This is a genomic window from Changchengzhania lutea (assembly GCF_006974145.1).
Lineage (GTDB): Bacteria > Bacteroidota > Bacteroidia > Flavobacteriales > Flavobacteriaceae > Changchengzhania > Changchengzhania lutea.
Window position 1 is genome coordinate 1350656 of record NZ_CP039456.1, and the last position, 22159, is coordinate 1372814.

Genomic DNA, 22159 nt, shown 5'->3' on the forward strand with positions numbered 1-22159 from the left:
TAATTTATTGATGGTGCTATTCCTTCCCTTTGAGAAGGTTAGGATGGACTTAACCACGATTTATAATAGTCTTCATCTGCTATTTTCATAGCGTCTTCTGTAACCATTAATGGCTTAAAAGTGTCTACCATAACCGCTAGCTCATCTGTTTTTGTTTTACCAATACTACGTTCTGTAGCGCCTGGATGGGGACCATGCGGAATGCCGGCTGGATGCAGAGAAATGTGTCCCGCATCGACATCATTACGACTCATGAAATCACCATCTACATAATACAACACCTCATCGCTATCTATATTGCTATGGTTGTAGGGTGCTGGAATGGATTGCGGATGATAGTCATACAAACGCGGTACAAAACTACATATTACAAAAGCATCGGTTTCAAAAGTTTGATGCACTGGTGGCGGTTGATGAATTCGACCTGTTATGGGTTCAAAATCGTGAATTGAAAATGCATACGGGTAGTTATACCCGTCGTAACCAACCACATCAAAAGGATGGGAGGCATAAACCATTTCTATGATTTCATCTTGCTTTTTTACTTTAATTAGAAAATCCCCTGTCTCATTATGCGTTTCCAATTCCTCAGGCCTTCGGATATCGCGCTCACAAAATGGGGCATGTTCTAATAATTGTCCAAACCAATTTCGATACCGTTTTGGCGTGTAAATGGGTCTGCGAGACTCTACTATAAACAGTCTGTTATCCTCTGTATCAAAATCAATTTTATAAATAATGCCTCTTGGAATTAATAGGTAATCACCATATTTAAAATCTAAGTTTCCAAGGTGGGTTCTTAGTTTTCCTGTGCCTTTATGGATGAAAATCATTTCATCAGCATCAGTATTCTTATAAAAATAATCTTGTGTGGATTGCTTTGGTGCTGCTAAAATTATGGCACAATCACTATTTATTAAAACCGTTTTTCGGCTCTCTAAATAATCAAGCTCTGGCTTCACTTGAAACCCTCTAAAGCGATACGATTTAATATTATTTGCTTTTGATATTTTAGGCGCAACGCTATATTGTTTTTTTATGGATTTTACTTGTGTTGGCCTATGCTCGTGATAACTATTTGTTGACATCCCATCAAAACCAATGGTGCCAAAAAGCTGCTCAGCATACAATGAGCCATCTGGCTTTCTAAATTGAATATGGCGCTTATGTGGGATATTCCCTAGTTTGTGATAAAAAGGCATTGTTCTTAAATTTAAATGTTGAATACTAAAATTAAAACGTGTAAGTCTTTATATTTTAAAGTCTTATAAAGATACAATAAAGCCTACTTATTCTGGATTTCTCTTGATAAGAAAATGAAGATATGATAATAAATCTGTCCAAAAAAGTGTCATAGTATAGCAAATATCGGAAAAACTTATCAATTATAAATAAGATTTACTAGACTTTCAATAATTACAGTTCCCTTAGAATGAATCTGAAAATATTTAAAACCAAAATCCAACTGTAAAAAACCACACGCCACTTTTAGCTTCTGGCGAATAACTGTATTTAGCTTGAACGGGGCCAATAAATGTATTAATAGCATAACCTAAGGCATAGCCTCTATAGTCTGGAAGTGCAAACCAATCGCTACTATCAAAAATATTATCATCAACATTGGCCCAATTGCCTTCTAAAGTAATATATTGATTTTTAAAGGCTTCATAATTGGCACTCATATACGCTTTTATATAACTATTACCGGTTAACGAAATAAAGTCATATCCTAAAAATGGAATAAAATTATTTATAAGATCATTTCCATACCCGCCCAATGCAAAATCCAGGGAATTTGTATTATTGTTGCCGATTTTAAATCCGCCACCAGTCTGTAAATTAAAAGATAACTTTTTTGAAACACTAAAGGCATAACCCAACGTGCCTTGAGCAATTGAGAAATTTTGAAATTCCGTATTGAATCTTGATGCAAATAAATACGTGTGTAGGTCTGCATCAAAATAAACCCCTCTCTTCGGAAAATATTTATTGTCATATGTGTCTAACTTTAATTGACCAAACACGCTAAAATAGTCTGTGTTTTCAAAAGCCACATCGTCGGGTTGGTTATCTCGAAATATAGTTTCAGAGGTTATGGATAATCGCTTATGTTCTGCCCCCAGGCTTAAGGCAAAATCTTTTCTAAATAAGGTTTCCAAATATACTTGATTGGTTTGGTCGCGTAATTCTATATCCAATTTATTCACTTCTGCACTAATAATCTGGCCTTCTTCTAATAGTAAGTCGGCACTAACATTTTTGTGAAATTGGTTATATCTAGAACGCAACCCAAAACTCAGATAAAACCCGTTGTCTATGAGGTATTCAAAGTTGTAACGCACATTATCTCCTAAAATAAGATCTAAAGACGCAATATCATTATTGAATAATAATCGTTTTTTTGTAAGGTTAACAATAGCTGCAGTCTTATACAAATCGTCAAAATGCAATCCCATTTTTAAAGAAGTGGTACTGTTTGTTTCGGTTACTGAAGCATGTAAATCATACCCCGTATTGTATTGCGACTTTTTAAATTCATAAAGAAATGACTCAAAATTATTGGTAGCTACCAAATTATTGACGCCTTCATTAAAGGTATCATAACTAATTTTTTGATTAGGCTTTAATTTCAGCTTCCCCAAAACATAGGATCGTGTATAGTGCTTCCTTCCATTAATGTAAATACTATTAATTTTTATACTGTCTATATTTTTTATTGTCTCAAATTGCTGTTTCTTTTTAATTCGTTTTGACTGAATATCCTTCAAAACATCGGTATGTTTTAGCGCTGCCGTAACACCACTTTCAATAATATCCAGACTTTGGCCGAATGATATGACGGTAAAATCCTCAATATTTGGTTTTATATAAACATCTGTTTTAGCCGACTTTATTTTCATGTCCTGAATAGTACGGTAATTATTGATTTGAAGTAAAATTTCTGGAGCGGATTTTAGCTCATCCCTTGTTGCCAAATTATCTTGAACATCTACACCAATAATTAAATCCATGCCTTTTTTTCTAAGTTCATCTATGGGATAATTGTTAACCACACCACCGTCTACCAGAATTTGATCATCGATAACTACGGGTTGAAATAGCGATGGAAAAGCTCCACTTGCCATGACTGCTTGCGGCAAATGGCCCGTATCTAGCATCACAGCTTTACCCGTTTCAATATCCGTGGCTATACAGAAAAAAGGAATGGGAAGGTCACTGAAATTTTTATTTTGATTGACAGGCAATGTTAACTTAGAAATCAAACTATAGGCATTTTGACCACGAGAAAGGGCAGATGGCAACTTCACTTTAAAGTTATCGAATGGGAGGACTATGGCAAACTTTTCTGAATTATTACGTTCATAGAATGTTTTTGATTTTCTAGGTAAATCATCACTTATTAAGTCATCAAAATCGGTTGATTTAAATATAGAGTCCAAATCTTTTCCCGAATAACCAGAGGCATATAACCCGCCAACAATAGCACCCATGCTAGTTCCTGCAATATAATCAATACGAACCCCTAAGCTATCTATAACCTTTAATACGCCAATATGCGCTAAGCCTTTAGCGCCACCACCACTTAATACCAGACCAACTTTTATATCATCCTTTTCAAGATTTTGAGCCTGACCACTTAAACCTATAATTATTACTATAATTGCTATGATGTATTTCATTTCTTGTGGAAGTAATTATAAATTTTTTCAGCTCTAGACACACCTACGATTTCCTCTAGTTCATCTAATTTTGCATTGGCTACACGTTTTGAAGATTTAAAATGCTTCAATAAATCGATAACCGTTTTTTCTCCAATTCCCTGGATGGTTTCCAGCTCTGTATTTAAGGCGGTTTTACTTCGCTTATTTCGGTGATGCTCAATTCCAAAGCGGTGCGCTTCGTTACGTAATTGTTGAATAATCCTTAACGTTTCACTTTTCTTATCTAAATATAGCGGAATTGGATCATCTGGATAAAATAACTCTTCTAAACGCTTTGCAATTCCGATGATCGCAATTTTTCCTCTTAAATTTAGACTATCCAAACTTTTGACCGCTGAAGAGAGTTGCCCTTTTCCGCCATCAATTATAATAAGTTGAGGTAAGGGTCGCTCCTCATCTAAAAGACGTTTATAGCGACGGTACACCACCTCTTCCATAGAAGCAAAATCATCTGGTCCAACCACCGTTTTTATGTTGAAATGTCGATAGTCCCTTTTACTTGGCTTTCCGTTTTTAAATACCACACAGGCCGCCACAGGATGCGTGCCTTGAATATTCGAATTATCAAAACATTCAATATGTCTAGGTTCTTCCGGCAGACGTAAATCGGCTTTCATTTGTGCCATAATCCTATTCACATGTCTGTCTGGATCTGTTATTTTTATTTGTTTAAAACGCTCCATCCTATAGTATTTGGCATTTCTAAGCGACAAATCCAATATATGCTTTTTATCCCCCAATTTAGGAACGGTAATTTTTATATCGTCACCTAAATCAACTTTAAATGGCACATAGATTTCTTTTGAATTGGAATGGAAACGTTGCCGAATTTCGGTAATGACCAATTCTAATAATTCTAAATCGGTTTCGTCTAATTTCTTTTTAATTTCTAAGGTATGTGAGCGTATAATGGCCCCATAAGATAATTGCAGAAAGTTAACATAACCATAACCCTCATCACTCATAATGGAAAACACATCCACATTACTGATTTTCGGATTGACAATAGTTGATTTGGCTTGATAATTTTCTAAAACCTCAATTTTATCTTTAATTTTCTGAGCTTGTTCAAACGCCATATTGGTGGCGTAGGTTTTCATTTGGGTTTTAAAAAGCGTTAGTGAATCTTTAAAATTTCCTTTTAAAATTTCTTTAATGGCTTGAATATTTTCATGGTATTCAGTCTCAGATTCTAATCCTTCGCACGGCCCTTTACAATTCCCTAAATGATATTCCAGGCATACCTTATATTTTCCTTTATTTATGTTCTCTTCAGATAAATGATAATTACACGTTCTTAAATGATAAAGGCCTCGAATTAAATCTAACAATGTAGACACCGTTTTCATACTGGTATAAGGTCCAAAATATTCGCTCCCATCTTTAAAAACCCGTCGCGTAGAAAACACCCTAGGGAAACGCTCGTTTTTAATGCAGATCCACGGATACGACTTATCGTCTTTCAACAGTACGTTATATCGTGGCTGATACTTTTTTATTAAATTGTTTTCTAATAATAAGGCATCCGTTTCGGTGGCGACCACAATGTGTTTAATATTGGTGATTTTGCGAACCAAAACACGGGTCTTCCCATTATCGTGTGTTTTTGTGAAGTAAGAGCTTACTCTTTTTTTTAAATTTTTTGCTTTTCCAACATAGATTAAATTATCTTTTACATCATAATATTGATACACGCCAGGAGCTGTTGGTAAGGTTTTTAATTGTATGTCTAACGTGGGTTTGGTCATTTCTTCAAAGATACTATATATCTATAATTAGAGTTAATTTTTAGCGGCTTTTCAAATGTGTTTTAAGAACGCTTTTTTATTACCTTGCGTGCTACAAATATTTCAAATTAAATGCCCAGAAAAGTAATAGGTAGAATTGACAAAGCAGATTTCCCTTTGCTTGATTTGTACGAGATTGATATCAAAATTGATACCGGCGCGTATACATCTTCTATTCATTGTCATCAAGTTAAAATAGAAGGCGATTTACTAAAATGCACTTTCTACGATAAGGGACATCCGCTGTACAATGGCAAAGAAATTACATTTGACACCTATCAAATTGCCAAGGTAAAAAGCAGTAATGGTATCGTGCAAGAACGCTATAAAGTAAATACTACTATCATCATTTTCAACAAAAAATATAAAATTAATTTAACCTTAAGTACGCGCGACGACATGAAATACCCTATCCTTATTGGACGACGGTTTTTAAACAAAAAATTTATTGTCGATGTTAGTTTGAAAAACGTATCTTATCAAAAACAAAATCTATGAACATCGTAATCTTATCCCGAAACCCCAACTTATACTCTACTAAAAGGCTTGTAGAAGTTGCCGCAAAACGCAAACATCATGTAGAAGTCATCGATCCGCTAAAATGTGAAATTATCATTGAGAAAAAGAACCCAGCCGTTTTATATAAAGGACGGGTTTTAGACAATATAGACGCCATTATACCAAGAATTGGTGCTTCGGTTACGTTTTACGGAACTGCAGTGGTGAGACAATTTGAAATGATGAAAGTCTTTTCTACCGTAGAGTCTCAAGCTTTGGTAAGGTCTCGTGATAAATTAAGAAGTTTACAAGTGTTATCGCGTGCTGGTTTGGGCATGCCGAAAACCGTTTTTTCAAATTACACGAAAGACGTTAGCGACATGATTAAATATGTTGGTGGTGCACCACTCGTTATTAAATTACTGGAAGGCACACAAGGCTTAGGGGTCGTTTTAGCGGAGACCAATAATGCAGCAGAATCTGTTTTAGAAGCGTTTAATGGTCTACAGGCACGGGTTATTGTGCAAGAATTTATTAAGGAATCCAAAGGCGCCGACATCAGGGCGTTTGTAGTTGATGGTAATGTAGTTGGTGCCATGAAACGACAAGGCAAAGAAGGTGAATTTCGCTCTAACTTACACCGTGGCGGAAGTGCCGATATTATTGAATTAACCGACGAAGAGGAAAATGCGGCCTTAAAAGCAGCTAAATCTCTTGGCTTGGGAATTTGTGGTGTCGATTTACTACAATCTGCGCGTGGTCCGTTAATTTTAGAAGTAAATTCATCACCTGGTTTAGAAGGTATCGAAGCGGCAACGCATCACGACATTGCTAAAACCATCATTCGTTATATTGAGCGTAATGTTTAACATATATGACAACTAACTACAAAGACCTTATCACTATTTTAGGGCAGGATATTCCTTTGGGAACATCTACTGAAATCAATTTTAACATTGCCAGACTTCATACCGCTTCAGACATTAATGTGCCCATAATTGTGGAGCGATCAAAAATAGAAGGCCCTACCATTCTATTTAACGCCTGTTTACATGGTGATGAGATAAATGGTGTTGATATTGTGAGGCAACTTATTGCTAATAAAATAAACAGACCAAAACGCGGTACCGTTATCTGTATCCCCATTTTGAATATTCTTGGGTTTCTAAACGGATCTAGAGCATTCCCCGATGGACGTGATTTAAACCGTGTTTTTCCGGGTAGTTCAAACGGTTCCTTAGCAAGTAGAGTGGCTCACAAACTCATCCATGAGGTTATTCCGGAAGTTGATCTTATTGTCGATTTCCATACAGGTGGCGCCAGTAGGTTTAATGCGGCACAGGTAAGAATTGTAAAAGACAATCCTGAATTAAAGGAACTGGCACAAGTATTTGGAGCGCCATTTGTACTATACTCGAAACATATTGCAAAATCCTTTAGAAATGCCTGTTTTCAACTCAATAAACCCATGGTTTTATTTGAAGGAGGTCGATCCTCTTTTATAGACGATAACATTTCTAAAATTGGAGTAGAAGGCGCTAAGCGTCTTTTAGCGCATTACGACATGCTGGACGAAGCACATAAAGTCAACAAACCAAAATCAAAATCTATTTTTGTAGAAAAAAGTAGTTGGATTCGAGCCAGGCGTTCAGGTATGTTTAAATCTATTATAAAGATAAATTCTAAAATAGAAGTCGGGAGCATTATTGGTCAAATAACAGATCCTTATGGTAAAATTCATCAGCCTGTAAAATCTACTTATGCGGGTTATGTGATTAATGTTAATGAAGCGCCCTTAGTGTACCAAGGTGATGCGCTATTCCATATAGCCACTAAGTTACATGATAAAAAGTAGTGCGGCATGAGCAAATTGCAATTAAGAGAAAAATACACCTTACTTAGACAATCTATAACGCATCAAGAGCGCGAAAATTTAAGTTTATCGATAGCTAATCAAGTTCTAAAATTGCCTATTTGGGAGCATCTGTTTTATCACATTTTTTTAGCTATTGAAGAAAAAAAAGAAATCAATACAGATTATATCCTCAACATTTTATCGGGTAAAGACAAAAACGTTTTAATATCGAAAAGTCATTTTAAAACGGGCGATATGTCTCACTTTCTTTTAACGGATAATACTATCATTAAGAAAAACAAGTATCATATTCCTGAACCCGTTGATGGTATTGAAATTACAGAAGATAAAATCGAAGTGGTCTTTATTCCTCTTTTAGCATTTGATGAACAGGGCAATCGGGTGGGTTATGGTAAAGGATTTTATGATCGGTTTTTAGCTAAATGCAAGCCTACAGCTATTAAAGTCGGGCTGTCCTTTTTTAAAGCTGAAACTGATAATATAGATGTTTTTGAAAGTGATGTGAAGCTCGATTACTGTGTGACGCCGGATCACATTTATCGGTTTTAATGACTCTTGGGAAACGCCTTTTTATTAAACACAATTAGCAATAGAAAACCTGTGCTAATCGCCATATCGGCAATATTAAAAACAGGTTCAAAAAAGTTAAAGCGTTTCCCACCATAAAAAGGGAATGCTTCTGGAAGGTCTATTTCAAATAAAGGAAAGTACAACATATCGACTACCTTCCCATGCAGTAAACTATCATAGCCGCCAGACTCCGGTAAAAATGCCGCCACTTGGCTTACACTATCATCAAACCATACACCGTAAAATACAGAATCTATAATATTCCCTAAGGCACCTGCAAAAATAAGAGCGATGGCCCATATTAAAATCACTGGACGCCGCCTGGAAGTGGCATCATACAACCAATAGCCAATTCCAAAAATAGCCACTATTCTAAATAGCGTTAAAGCAACTTTGGCGCTCCTATCATCAACAAAGGACACAAAATCGCTAATTTTAGTACCCCAAGCCATCCCATCATTTTCAATAAAATAAATTTTAAACCATGAAAACACTTCTAAGCTTTCATGTAAAGCAAAATGGGTTTTAATATAAATTTTACTTATTTGATCTATAAGTAAAATGAGCAAAATGACAACTATGGATTTTTTTAGAGACATTATAGATAACGCTTAATGATTTATTCCTACTGATAGCTAATGGTGTTAGTAGGAATCACAAATAAAAACGTCTCGTTTGTTAGTCGAGACGTTATCATTTATATTTAAAATAACTTGGTGTGCATTTTTTGTCAGTTCGGGTGATTTTCGATAAAAAATCATATTAAGAACACTAGTTTTATAACTAAAATTTGATTCTCGATACTAATTTTTCTCATTGTCAATTGTATAATTCACTCGAATTGACAAATTTTATTCAAAATACACAACAGGTAAAATATTCTTATTGCATGTTTTTAGCTTCAATGCTCAACGTCGCATGCGGTACTAATTTTAAACGTTCCTTGTTTATCAATTTGCCCGTAACTCTACAAACGCCATAGGTTTTACTTTCAATTCTGATCAGGGCATTTTTTAAATCACGAATAAACTTCTCTTGCCTAATTGCTAGTTGAGAATTTGATTCTTTACTCATCACAGAACTACCTTCATCAAACGCCTTAAACGTAGGCGATGTATCTTCAGTCCCATTATTATGGTCATTCATATACGCGCTCTTTATAAGCTCTAAATCATGTTGTGCTTTTTCGATTTTTTCCGTAATCAGTAATTTGAATTCGGCTAAATCTGCATCTGCATACCTTATATTTGTATCCATTTTGTTTGTTTTTTTAATGTATTTGAATAAATAGCTTGGTGTTGATATCGTCAAATGCAATCTCTATACCATTATTCATTACGTCTTTAATTTCTAACACTTCCGCTAATGTTTCTGCCTTAATATATTCTCTATTTGTTTCTATGGCATTTGCCACATGTTCATCGTTTTGAAATATGACATCAATCTTATCAGTAACCTCAAAACCTGAATCTTTTCGCAAGTTTTGAATACGGTTAACAAGCTCTCTTGCAATACCTTCTTTACGCAATTCATTGGTTATGGTAACGTCTAAGGCTACTGTTAATGCACCTTCGTTTGCCACTAACCATCCTTCTATATCTTGTGATGTAATCTCGACATCATCAAGTTCTAAAATAATACTTTTTCCGTTAATATCAATATCTAATTGACCATTTTGCTCGATTTTTTTAATGTCTTCGGATGTAAACACCTGAATAGCAGCTGCAATAGACTTCATGTCCTTACCAAAGCGAGGCCCAAGGATCTTAAAATTAGGTTTTATCTGTTTTACCAAAATACCTGAAGCATCCTCTAACAGAGTGATTTCCTTAACATTGACCTCATGTTTTATCAAATCTGAAACCGCCAGAATTTCTTCCTTTTGTTGTTCATTATCAACAGGTATCATTATTTTTTGAAGTGGCTGACGCACTTTTATCTTTTCCTTTGCTCTTAATGATAATACCAAAGAAGAAATGGTTTGAGCACTTTCCATTTTTCGCTCTAAACTTTTATCAACATATGCTGCATCAAACACAGGGAAATCAGCTAAATGTACACTTTCAAAATTTTCCTTTTTAGTCACTGAATTTAGATCTAAATACAGCTTGTCCATAAAGAAAGGAGCGATAGGCGCACCTAATTTCGCAATGGTTACCATACAAGTATAAAGCGTTTGATATGCCGAAATTTTATCGGTTTGGTAATCGCCTTTCCAGAAACGCCTTCTACTTAAACGCACAAACCAGTTACTTACATAGTCTTGCGTAAAATTTGAAATGGCTCTAGCGGCTTTTGTAGGTTCGTAATCTGCGTAATATTCGTCTACTTTCTGAATTAACGTATGCAATTCAGAAAGAATCCAACGGTCTATTTCTGGTCTTTCATCTAGAGGTATTTCCGCCTCAGCATAACTAAATTTATCTAAATTAGTATACAATGTGAAAAACGAATAGGTGTTATAAAGCGTTCCGAAAAACTTTCTCTTTACCTCTTCAATACCTTCTAAATCGAACTTTAAATTATCCCATGGATTGGCATTGCTAATCATATACCAGCGTGTGGCATCTGCACCAAAAGTGGACAACGTATCAAACGGGTCTGTGGCATTTCCTAAACGTTTAGACATTTTTTGTCCGTTCTTATCCAATACCAAGCCGTTAGACACCACATTTTTATAAGCCACAGAATCAAAAACCATCGTCCCAATGGCATGAAGGGTATAAAACCATCCACGAGTTTGATCGACACCTTCTGCTATAAAATCGGCAGGAAAGGCTTTTTTATCATCAATGAGTTCCTTATTTTCAAACGGATAATGCCATTGTGCATAAGGCATAGCGCCCGAATCGAACCAGACATCAATTAAATCGCTTTCGCGGAACATTTTTTGTCCGCTTGGCGATACCAATACAATTTGATCAACGATGTTTTTATGCAAATCTATTTTAGCATAGTTGGCTTCGGAATGGTTTCCAACTTCAAAGCTTTGGAAGATGTCAGATTCCATAATACCTGCCTGAACGGCACGTTCCATTTCTGCTTTAAGTTCTTCAACCGAACCAATACAAATTTCTTCTGTGCCATCTTCGGTTCTCCAAATAGGCAAAGGAATCCCCCAATAGCGTGAACGTGATAAATTCCAATCGTTTGCATTTGCCAACCAGTTTCCAAAACGACCCGTTCCAGTGGCTTTTGGTTTCCAGTTGATGGTTTCGTTAAGTTCATACATCCTATCCTTAACATCGGTTACTTTTATAAACCAAGAATCCAAAGGATAATAAAGAATGGGCTTATCTGTTCGCCAACAATTTGGGTAACTGTGTTTATATTTTTCAACCTTAAAGGCTTTGTTTTCTTCTTTTAACTTGATGGCCAGTTCAACATCGACTGAACGTTCGGGCGCTTCGCCATCATTGTAATATTCGTTTTTAACATATTTACCAGCAAACTCTCCCATTTCTGGTCTGAATTTCCCTTGCAAATCGACCAATGGCACTAGGTTGCCGTTTTCATCTTTGACTAATAGTGGTGGAATTTCAGGTGTAGCCTGTTTTGCCACTAAAGCATCATCTGCTCCAAATGTTGGTGCTGTGTGTACAATACCAGTTCCATCTTCAGTCGTAACAAAATCGCCAGAAATGACTCTAAATGCATTTTCTGCATTATCGTTTGGTAACGCATATTTTAAAAGTTGTTCGTATTTTATACCGACTAAATCTGAGCCTTTACATTCTGCTATTACTTTAAATGGAATTTTCCTACTGACTGTTTGAATATCTGCCTCAACCATAAGTTGAAGCTTTTTTTCATCAAATTCATAACCATGTTCATAAAATACAGATTTTAACTTAGGAATGTCTTTTTTGTATTTCACCAATAAATCAAAAAACATTTGAAACTGTACATCCATTAGTTTCTTACCATACAAAATCTCTATTCTTTCTGTTCCTCCAATTTTAGCTTCCTCTATATTTGAAAACTCAATCGATGAATCAAGTTCAAAAAAAGTTTTTTTATCAAATTGGTAGTCAACTAATTTTTTTGCAAGTATCACTTTAACAGGCTCAAATGTATATTGATTATAGGTTTCAACTAAAACATAATCAATCTTAGAACCCACTGTTAATGCCGTATTACTAGGCAAGGTCCAAGGTGTGGTGGTCCACGCTAGAAAAAAAATCCCCCCAGCCCCCGAAGGGGGAGTTTGTTGCTCTTCCCTAAATTGAAACGCTTTATAAAAAGTGTTCATATTTCCCCCTTCGGGGGTTAGGGGGAATTGCGCCACAACCGTAGTGTCCGTAACATCTTGATACGTCCCAGGTTGATTTAACTCATGTGAGCTTAAACCTGTCCCCGCTTTTGGTGAATATGGTTGAATGGTATAGCCTTTATAGATTAAGTTTTTATTGTAAATCTCTTTGAGCAACCACCAAACACTTTCCATGTATTTGGGTTCGTAAGTAATGTATGGATCATCCATATTTACCCAATAGCCCATTTTTTCGGTTAAATCATTCCAAACATCTGTGTATCGCATGACTGCCTTTCGACACGCTGTATTATAATCTTCTACAGAAATGGTTTTACCAATGTCTTCTTTAGTAATCCCCAATTCTTTTTCAACGCCTAACTCTATAGGTAAACCATGTGTATCCCAGCCTGCTTTACGCTTAACTTGATAGCCTTTCATGGTTTTATATCTGGGGAAAATGTCTTTAATAGCACGCGCCAAAACGTGATGTACTCCGGGAAGTCCGTTTGCAGAAGGTGGCCCTTCAAAAAACACAAAGGGTTTGTTGCCTTCGCGTGTCTCCACACTTTTTTCAAAGATGTTGTTTTCTTGCCAATAGCTTAAGATATTATCCGCTACTTTTGGTAAGTCAAGTCCTTTATATTCAGGAAATTTAGCGCTCATTAATCGTTGATTCTTATAAGTTCGCGAATTTAAGGAATTTTGATAAAAAACCCACCCATTTGCGGTAAAAGCGTCAATTTAAAATGTCGTGAACTTAATTTCATTTAAATTAGCAATAATTCAACACGGTATATGCGTTAATAATCCCTTGATTAGCGTTAATTAGAATGCCAAAATATTTGTATCATTGAAACAAATTAATCCTAAATTTATAATTATGAAAAATTTATCAATAGTTTTTGCTCTGGTATTTATGGCCTTGACCTTCAGTTGTAATCAAAATGTAAACGGGCAAGCGCCAGAAGCGGTAAAAAAATCTTTTCAAGCCAAATATCCTGGGGAGAATGATCCTGACTGGGAGAAAGATTCAAACGGTAATTACGAATCTCACTTTAAAATTGATGGCATAAAATACAGAGCCGATTTTAAACCCGATGGAATGTGGATAGAAACGGAATCCAGCATAGAGAAAAAAGACTTACCGAAGGCCATTAGAGAGAAAATTGAAAATGATTATGAAGGTGAAATCACAGAAATTGAAAAAGTAGACCATCACTCAAAAGGGATTTTTTACGATGTGGAATTCAAACAAAAAGGTAAAAATAAAGATATTGAATTCAAGGCCGATGGGAGTGTAATAAATTAATTCTAAATCCTTTTCCTCTCTTTAATTATTATGGCATATTAGTTGCCATAACGTAACCATACAAATTATCTTTGAAAATGATGAAAAGCTTAAGAATATCTTTAATTATATTGATTTCGCTCAGCACCCTGACTTCCATGGGGCAAGATACTAGGGTTAAAAAGAAAATTGGAGTTGCACGAATACCTATTACTGTAATTAATGATACTATTCTTGCGCCATTACCGATTAAGCATATAGAGGAAATTGAGCCTATTTTTGAATTGCAGGACAAAACCCTTCAATCTTTACTTAATAAAGAAATCAACCGTAACCCCTCATGGAAACGTTTAGTAGCCAACAAGTCTTTAGCTATCGGCATTGTAGATTTAAGTGATTCTGATAACATTAAATACGCCGGTATCAATGACGAGAACATGATGTATGCTGCAAGTTTACCAAAAATTGCTATTTTATTGGCAACGATGGATGCTATTGATAAAGGTGAAATAGAAGACACAAAAGAAGTTAGAAACGATTTGCGACTCATGATAAGTAAATCTAATAACCAAGCATCAACCCGAAATATAGACCGTATAGGTTACGAGAAAATAGAAGCAGTCCTTAGAGCGCCAAAAACAAAACTTTATGATGAAGAAGTTGGTGGTGGCTTATGGGTTGGGAAGCGTTATGCTGCTGGTGGAAGGCGATATCCTGAGCCTTTAAAAGGCTTAAGTCATGCGGCCACAGCCAAACAGGTTTGCAGTTTCTATTACCAATTGGTCATGGGGAATTTAATAAGTACAGAACGCTCTAAAGAAATGTTGGAAATCATGAAAAATCCAGCATTACATCATAAATTTGTAAACACGTTGGATAAAATTGCTCCGAAAGCAGACATCTACCGCAAATCTGGTTCTTGGAAAAATTACCATTCAGACTCCGCTTTGGTATGGGGACCAAAAAGAAAATACATTATAGTAGCGCTAGTAGATAATGATTATGGTGAGAAAATTATTCGGAATCTTGTGATGCCTTTAGAGAAGGTCATGAAAAAATCCCGAAATTTGTCCAAACTTAAAAAATTGTAATCTAAATTTTGATAAGACCGTTTTTATATAAAACATTTGGACTAAGAGATGGTGAATTATACATCTCTTTTTTAATGCAGTTATATATCTTTCTAGTCATAACGGTGTTGCTTATTGTTAAACCAACTGTTAATGCTCTTTTCTTATCGCGATTAGGCGCAGACAGCCTACCTTATGGCTACATTATCGTGGCTATTGTAGCAGTCATTACCACCTATTACTACAATAAAGCTGCGATTAGATTTGCCCTCGTTCAAGTTACCACAATTACCCTTATATTTTTTAGTTTAAGTTTTATTGCGTTATGTGCAATTCTTAATTTTGGAGTACTTAATAAATATATACTTTACGCTTATTACGTGGGGGTGTCTCTATTTGCAGTTATTGCCACTTCGCAATTCTGGATTTTAGCCAATATTGTTTTTAACTCTAGGGAAGCCAAACGCTTATTTGGTTTTATTGGTGCTGGTGCCATTGCAGGAGGCGTGTTTGGAGGCTATTTAACGAGTATCATAGTTTCAGCATTCAATAATGTCACCGCAATATTAGTTGCAGCTATTTTAATCTTGTGTTGCATTCCTATCATGCATAAAATATGGTCTTTAAGAATTAAGAAGCTTAATACCTACGTAAGGAAACAACGAAAATATACGGATTCTAATGGCGGTGAATCTGCTTTAAAGATTATTTCAAAATCCAAACACTTAACCTATCTCGCTATTATTACTGGATTAGGTGTGGTTGTCGCTAAATTAGTGGATTTTCAATTTAGCGATTTCGCCAACAAAGCGATACTGGATCCTGATAAATTGGCTTCATTCTTCGGTTTTTGGTTTTCAACCTTTAATGTATTAGCACTGATACTCCAGCTCTTTTTAACAAATAAGTTATTAAGTAAACTTGGCGTTTCTACTACCTTATTAATACTCCCACTGGGCATAGCAATTGGAAGTTTGCTCTTTATAACCTTTCCTGAATTATGGGTGTTAATTATTATAAAAGGGATTGATGGCAGTTTCAAACAATCCGTTAACAAAGCGGCGGTAGAATTATCCATCATGCCCATTCCCTTTCATATAAAAAATCAGGCCAAATCCTTTATAGATGTTGCTGTAGATAGTATTGCTACTGGATTAGCCGGTTTGATGCTTATTTTCTTAATTCGGAAATTAGATCTCGATACAACGTATATTACTGTAATCATATTGTTATTTACTTTCGCATGGATTGTATTAATATACAAACTCAGGGAAGCGTATTTCAATTCTTTCAGAATAAACATTCAACGCAACCTTACCACAGAAGCCCTTAATAAAAAAGAATCTCGAAAAGAGAATACCATCTCGTATTCCAGAAGAATTTTAAGAACTGGAAGCGAAGATGCTATTTTAAACATGCTCGATCAAATTAGCCAATATAAAATTAATGCCTTAAAGCCAGAAATTATTGCCTTACTGGATTTCCCATCTATTTTAGTAAAAATCGAAGCTATTAAGCAGTTGTATGCTTACGATAAAGGGACTGCCATTAACAAGGTTAAATCGCTTATTATTTCCGAAGATGATGAATTGGTTTATACCGCTTTAGAATATATTTTAGAACACTCCTATTTAAATAAAAATGAATTTTTCAATCAATATTTAGATCATGAAAGCAGGTATATCTCCGGTGCAGCATTACTATGTCTTGCTAAGGAGGCATCAGACAATAAACGGCTATCAGAAGCTTATAATTTAGAAAAAAGAATTGCCGATAAAGTTAAATCTTTACATGATGATAATGATGTTGAGCGGAAAGAAGAAATTGCTAAATTGCTTATAACTATAGCATATTCGGGCTTAAGGCAATATTATCCATTTATCAACCTTAATCTCAATCATAAGAAGTCCTACATTGTAAAACACGCTATAAAAGCGGCCGGCATTACTGTCGATGAATCGTATATAGAAGTGCTCATTCGTTTTCTAAAAACCAAAACCTATAGAAACATCGCCATTAAATCTCTTAAAAGATATGGCTCTGAAATAACCAAAACCTTTATTAAGCTAGATAGAAAAGAAGAACTTGGTGTCGACGCAAAACGTTACATCCCTAAAATAGTGCAATCTTACAATACCCAAGGTGCTGTAAAAGTCTTAATTAGGCTTCTTAAAAGTAAAGATGTTATAATACGATTTGAATCTGCAAAATCATTAATCAAATTAAAATCGAAAAGTGAGCATTTATATTTTAATAAACGCTTGTTTAATAATGCCATAATCAATGAAAGTAAATACGTTAAAGATACTTTGGACATTATCGCATCCATTCAATATTTAAGTAAAGGAGATATTGAAGTAGACACCCCTATTTCTGCCGCTAGAGAAAGTCTAATTGGGGTTTTAGAAGAACAACTTGAAACGAGCCTGCAATGTATCTTTAAGTTGTTGAGTTTGGTGTACGAAGAAGCAGATATTAACGTGAGTTACTCGGGGCTAATAAGTGAAGTAAAAGAAGCTCGCATAAATGCCTTGGAATTTTTAGATAATTTACTTCAAAGTCAATTAAAATCAAGAGTCCTACCACTGGTAGAATACTATATTGTGGACGAAAGTGAAGTTAACAATTCGCGCTTGAAATTAAATATCATTCCAGAAAGTGCTTATATAAAATTGCTGATTAGAAAACGAGGGAAACGCATTAAGCTTGAATTGCTAAAACTAATTGAAATATTAAAAAACAAATCTTATATCCCAACAGTGGCATCTTTAACGAAACACCAAAACAAGGATATAAGATTTACTGCTATTGAAACCCTGAAAGAGTTAAAAAAGCTTTAAACTAATTATCACCTGTATCTTCTTCATCTTTATAGTCTACCTCAACAACTGGCGGCTTTTTATCTATATTATCCTTAGAAATCAAGTCATCAATTTTACTTGCCAAGTACATATGCGCTCCTGCCGAGTTTTTATTAAGCACATTCGTCATTAAACACACTATATACTTGGTATTGTTTGGATGTTCTACAATAATTACCGAGTTCATATAATTAAACACATTGCCAGCATATTTTTGACAATTTGGATTCTTTTCACGATCACATTTATAATAGCTCCCCGATTTAAAATAAACAGCAGCACTGTCTAAGCGGTTAGATTTCGCATAACGGATACGACGGTCTGTTAAGTACAACAAGCGTTTAATTTCCAAGCTAGATTTTTCGTCTATTACTTTCCCTTGTTCTAATTTAACCAGATATTTCATTAATCCTTTTGGCGTACCAATACTTCCCCCTTTTCTACCCACGTATCTTCCTGCAGGACGTGTAAACAATCCGCCCAATCTCCAGTCATCTTCTGTAATACCAAGTTCACGTAATGGTTCGTTAACAACCGTATTTGCTAAGTTAGTTAATGAATCTCGAGGCGTTTCCTTAAAATATGTCTCTGCTTGCTCTTCAGTCAGTTCAAAATAGTTTTCTTCAAATGCTGCCATAAGCATCGCTTCTCTATACATGACACTGGCCGCACCATTATTACTTACAGAAACCATGTGGTCTAACCATTCATATAACGAAAACTCATCACTTGCCACAACTTGTCTTTTAGTGAGTCTGTCTTTTTCAATATCATAAATAGGAATGGTGTGATGGTCGCCCGTACCCCAATATCTTGAGGTCACTTTAATATCTCTTAGATACATCACGCGATCTTCCCAAGAGTCTGGACATAATTTTGCTAATTGATAAAAAACCGCATTTAAAACGGCTATTTTACCAACGCTTCCTGGTTGATAGCCAACATTTTCTCTATACGCAGCGTACTTTAAATTTTCGGGATCGGACATATCGAGTACAGCTGCAGAATATCCACCGCCAGGAAATAACCTGTTTATACGTTTAGCAAAATCGTCATCTTCAACTAAAATTTTATTAACACTATCTTCTTTTACATTGGTAAGATTTAGCTTAATATCCTCCAGTTTTTTATAGGCTCCTGCTGGGATGCGCGTATAGCGAACGCTATCCAATTGAAATTTTCTGAGTTGATATAACCTTTTTATGCCCGTGGTTTCGTAACCATCAATAGGATAAAAAGTGAAGCCAAATGATATTAAAATGGCGAACAGTATCGAAATGCTAAGTAACTTTTTCATAATTATATAGATGTTGAAAGCTTAATTTTTAAATTCTTGTCCAGTTTTGGTGCAATAGCCGAAAGATAGTCTGAGCTTTTGGCCTGTTTATTTTCAACGAAAGGACGGATTTGGAACAGCCACAGTTTGTCATCTTTAAAACCAAACTCCACATCAAAAGCCTGATTGTTTACTGATTCTTCAGATAACTTTTTTCTAACTTCTTTTGCAATTTCACGAATATCTTCAATATTCTTATTATTTAAAATAGGTGATTCAAAAGTGGCAATATACTCTTTAGTGCCGCCAGTTTTTGGCAATCGAATATAATCCGATTGTCTCGCAGGCGCCAGTAGCACGTGGGTTTTTTCGGTAATTAATCTTGTTTCTGCAGATTGACCGTCAACGGCACCTCCAGCGCCTTTACTAAATGCCACGGTTAAATCGTCGTCATTTCCAGAATTTATCCCCTTAGTAATCATGACACCAGAGTAATCCACATCGACACTCGGAATAATTAAAATTGACGGGAATACATTTTCGGGGTTAGACAAATACTTCTGCCTCCATTTAAAACTTCTCTCGGTATATGCAGATGCCCAGACACGCTTTATGCCATTTAATATTTCGGCTTCATCTAAAATATTAAATAAAGTGAGGTTTAATCCTGCTCCTGTAAACTCTTTAAGATCTTCCATATTCGTGTCACTTCTTAAAAACACAGGAACATCGCCAATTTTATCTCCAAAAACAGACTTAAAATTACTTTTTAAATCTTTTAAAAATGAGGCGTCAAGTGGCATTTTAATAATGGCTTTATGTAATTTTTCCAAGGCCTTGAGTTGGAAATCTTCTACAGCGTCCTCTGAAGCGCCTTCCGATTGCATTTCATTCGCTTTTGAAAACGTATCATTCAAATATGCCCAGTACGACTTGTTTTCACCAGGCATAGCTTCATCCATATGCGACCTAAAAATCCCGAACGGAATAATTAATCCTTCCACCACCTGATCTGGAAACAACTTTTTCAACTCTCCCAAATTGGCAGCTTTTGGGCCACATAATTTTCCAGAATCCTTGGCGTCTACATCGCGCATGTTCACTACCTTCTTTTTATCCAATCGGATTTGATCTACAGGAACCGCAATTACATTTTTACTACGTTGTTGTTTGCTGAATAAATTCTGCTCAACATGAGACATATCGTCTTCTGTTTTTAAAACCACATTGCCTTTATTGGACACCGCGTAGAATACCATTTTACCACTGTATTTTTTTAAATCCTTAAGATTTTCATAAGACAAGGCTGCGTTAGGAATTCCTAAATTTCTAGCTAATAATTGCACGTGCGACACCAAATTCCCTTCTGATACCGTCATAATTCCTGCTACAGGTTTTAAATCGGCAGGTGGTTTTTCAAAGATGTATATTTTGTTTGTACTCACTTCTACTAAATCGGGATTGCCATCAACAACAACCAACTCCCCTTTAGCGTATCCAGGATTTAAGCCTCTAATGGCACTTTGATTACCGATAGACATCACCGTATTATTAATATTCGTGGCTTTTGCAACAAAACTACCCAATTCACTAACGGTTTCACCAAGATTAAGTGCGATGCTACTTCTAACTCTATCATCAATAAAACTATAGGCTAAAGGTTCAAAGGCTGTATAGATATCCACGTCCTTCTGATAATTGGCTTTAACCATTGAGGCGCTCCATTCTACAGCACTTCGCGCAACACTTAAAACATCGTTTAATTCGTCAACTTTTAATTCATCTTTAGCCAACTGACTTCCTATGGCTTCTTCAATGGCTTGATATTCCCAGTTTTCGAGGAGGCCTGTCCCCATGGCAGCACACACTAAGGTGTTTATTTTTTCCAGATTATGATACAGGGTTTCTGTTTTCCAATCTTGAAGTTGCGATAATAAGGTGTGCTCCAATTCATTTGAAATATCAAGTAAAATCAATTTGTCATCACTCTTATCAAAACTATTTATGTGTAGACGAATGGTGTTTAAAATATTAGCAATATTAGAACTAAAGGATGCCGAAGATTCGTTATTCTTATTATCTTGAATAAATGCCATGATTTTTTTAGTAGCTTCATTAATAACAGAGACACCTTTTAAATCACTTTCTAATTTATCAAAATCGATAGGAGCATAATACTTCTCCATCGTTTCAATAAGTTCTCCAAAATCTCTTTTTAAATTGGTAGATAGCTTCGATTGATTCTTTCTTGCAAAAGTTTTCACAGCATCTACATCAGCAGCTTCTGGCTTTCCATGAATTTTTATTCTTAAATCCATAAAAGGGACATATTCTTCTGAAATAATTTTAGATTGACTCCGCATGAGTTGTGCGATGTTACTATCGCCGTTATGAGGGATATCTTTCAGCGCTTGTCTAATTAAATAATAATTGCTTTGCAGTAAATTGTCATTTTTTAACAACCACTCAAAAAAGTCCTTTCCCCAAGCTTCTTCATCTTCAGATTGAATAGCACCTCTGTAATACTGTCCTTTTCTTAATATCCAGCCGTCATCCACACTGGCTAGATATTTTCCTATTTGATATTGTTTTAACCTGCTATAATTATTTGTTTTATCTAAGAACGCGTCCTTTTCGGCGGCAGCCAAAATATCTCCAAAAAATAAATGGTTGGTTTTTCGCAAATTTATGGCACTTTCTTTAAAACTGGCATGTTGAATGCCACCACCAATACTATCTGGACAAGGATCTCTGGGCTCCCTTATGCTACCGTCTTTACAAAACCATTTAATTCTGTAATATGGCCCGCGGATGTCCTTTTTATAAGTTTCTACTAAATGCTCTAACTGTTTATTAGATAGCTCTTGAGACCAACTTAGTGTGGTAAAAAAAACGAGAAGTAATATAATGTAATTCGATTTGTGCATTTTGATAAATTTGGGTATTAATGTAATAT

The 22159-nt window shown here is 35.4% G+C and carries 15 protein-coding genes; 7 read left to right on the forward strand and 8 right to left on the reverse strand.

The annotated features are described in order from the left end of the window. Positions 1-38 precede the first annotated feature (38 nt). The 3 genes from FAF07_RS06355 to uvrC all read right to left on the reverse strand — a co-directional run bounded on the left by FAF07_RS06355 (position 39) and on the right by uvrC (position 5470). Complete coding sequence (locus FAF07_RS06355; RefSeq protein WP_142784314.1) at positions 39-1202, reverse strand: homogentisate 1,2-dioxygenase; 1164 nt, start codon at positions 1200-1202, stop codon at positions 39-41. Positions 1203-1448: 246 nt separating this feature from the next. After that, entirely contained in the window at positions 1449-3680 is a 2232-nt protein-coding gene (locus tag FAF07_RS06360) for a patatin-like phospholipase family protein (protein ID WP_142784315.1), read from the reverse strand. Beyond that, positions 3677-5470, reverse strand: coding sequence for an excinuclease ABC subunit UvrC (gene uvrC / locus FAF07_RS06365; protein WP_142784316.1), 1794 nt, complete (start codon positions 5468-5470; stop codon positions 3677-3679). Before uvrC ends, FAF07_RS06360 begins: the two co-directional genes overlap by 4 nt. A gap of 111 nt (positions 5471-5581) precedes the next feature. On the opposite strand from uvrC, the gene FAF07_RS06370 reads away from it, so the two are divergent. Genes FAF07_RS06370 through FAF07_RS06385 form a run of 4 tightly spaced genes read left to right on the forward strand, consistent with a single transcriptional unit; the run spans position 5582 to position 8432 of the window. Beyond that, positions 5582-6007: an ATP-dependent zinc protease family protein gene (locus FAF07_RS06370; protein ID WP_142784317.1), complete on the forward strand. Its 426-nt coding sequence runs from the start codon at positions 5582-5584 to the stop codon at positions 6005-6007. Next, entirely contained in the window at positions 6004-6876 is an 873-nt protein-coding gene (gene rimK / locus FAF07_RS06375; RefSeq protein WP_142784318.1) for a 30S ribosomal protein S6--L-glutamate ligase, read from the forward strand. The genes FAF07_RS06370 and rimK overlap by 4 nt, the downstream gene beginning before the upstream one ends. A gap of 5 nt (positions 6877-6881) precedes the next feature. Continuing rightward, positions 6882-7862: a succinylglutamate desuccinylase/aspartoacylase family protein gene (locus FAF07_RS06380; RefSeq protein ID WP_142784319.1), complete on the forward strand. Its 981-nt coding sequence runs from the start codon at positions 6882-6884 to the stop codon at positions 7860-7862. Between the two features lie 6 nt (positions 7863-7868). Then, positions 7869-8432: a 5-formyltetrahydrofolate cyclo-ligase gene (locus FAF07_RS06385; RefSeq protein WP_142784320.1), complete on the forward strand. Its 564-nt coding sequence runs from the start codon at positions 7869-7871 to the stop codon at positions 8430-8432. Here FAF07_RS06385 and FAF07_RS06390 read toward each other — a convergent pair. The 3 genes from FAF07_RS06390 to ileS form a co-directional block, all read right to left on the reverse strand. Continuing rightward, on the reverse strand, positions 8429-9052 hold the full coding sequence (locus FAF07_RS06390) for a lipoprotein signal peptidase (RefSeq protein WP_142784321.1): 624 nt from the start codon (positions 9050-9052) through the stop codon (positions 8429-8431). The two genes, FAF07_RS06385 and FAF07_RS06390, sit on opposite strands and share 4 nt — an antisense overlap. Before the next feature lie 283 nt (positions 9053-9335). Then, positions 9336-9710, reverse strand: coding sequence for a TraR/DksA family transcriptional regulator (locus tag FAF07_RS06395; protein ID WP_185956529.1), 375 nt, complete (start codon positions 9708-9710; stop codon positions 9336-9338). A 13-nt stretch (positions 9711-9723) separates the two neighbouring features. Next, on the reverse strand, positions 9724-13371 hold the full coding sequence (gene ileS / locus FAF07_RS06400) for an isoleucine--tRNA ligase (protein ID WP_246067787.1): 3648 nt from the start codon (positions 13369-13371) through the stop codon (positions 9724-9726). 217 nt (positions 13372-13588) lie between these two features. Between ileS and FAF07_RS06410 the strand changes: the two genes are divergently transcribed. The 3 genes from FAF07_RS06410 to FAF07_RS06420 all read left to right on the forward strand — a co-directional run bounded on the left by FAF07_RS06410 (position 13589) and on the right by FAF07_RS06420 (position 17906). After that, positions 13589-14017 (forward strand): PepSY-like domain-containing protein, encoded by a 429-nt coding sequence (locus tag FAF07_RS06410; RefSeq protein WP_142784322.1) that lies wholly within the window; start codon positions 13589-13591, stop codon positions 14015-14017. A gap of 77 nt (positions 14018-14094) precedes the next feature. Then, entirely contained in the window at positions 14095-15087 is a 993-nt protein-coding gene (locus tag FAF07_RS06415; protein ID WP_246067788.1) for a serine hydrolase, read from the forward strand. A gap of 74 nt (positions 15088-15161) precedes the next feature. Continuing rightward, positions 15162-17906: an Npt1/Npt2 family nucleotide transporter gene (locus FAF07_RS06420; protein ID WP_142784323.1), complete on the forward strand. Its 2745-nt coding sequence runs from the start codon at positions 15162-15164 to the stop codon at positions 17904-17906. A gap of 1 nt (position 17907) precedes the next feature. On the opposite strand, the gene FAF07_RS06425 is transcribed toward FAF07_RS06420, so the two are convergent. Together FAF07_RS06425 and FAF07_RS06430 are read right to left on the reverse strand one after the other, a co-directional pair. Further along, entirely contained in the window at positions 17908-19224 is a 1317-nt protein-coding gene (locus FAF07_RS06425; protein ID WP_142784324.1) for a serine hydrolase, read from the reverse strand. 2 nt (positions 19225-19226) lie between these two features. Then, on the reverse strand, positions 19227-22130 hold the full coding sequence (locus FAF07_RS06430; protein WP_142784325.1) for a PEP/pyruvate-binding domain-containing protein: 2904 nt from the start codon (positions 22128-22130) through the stop codon (positions 19227-19229). Positions 22131-22159 lie beyond the last annotated feature (29 nt).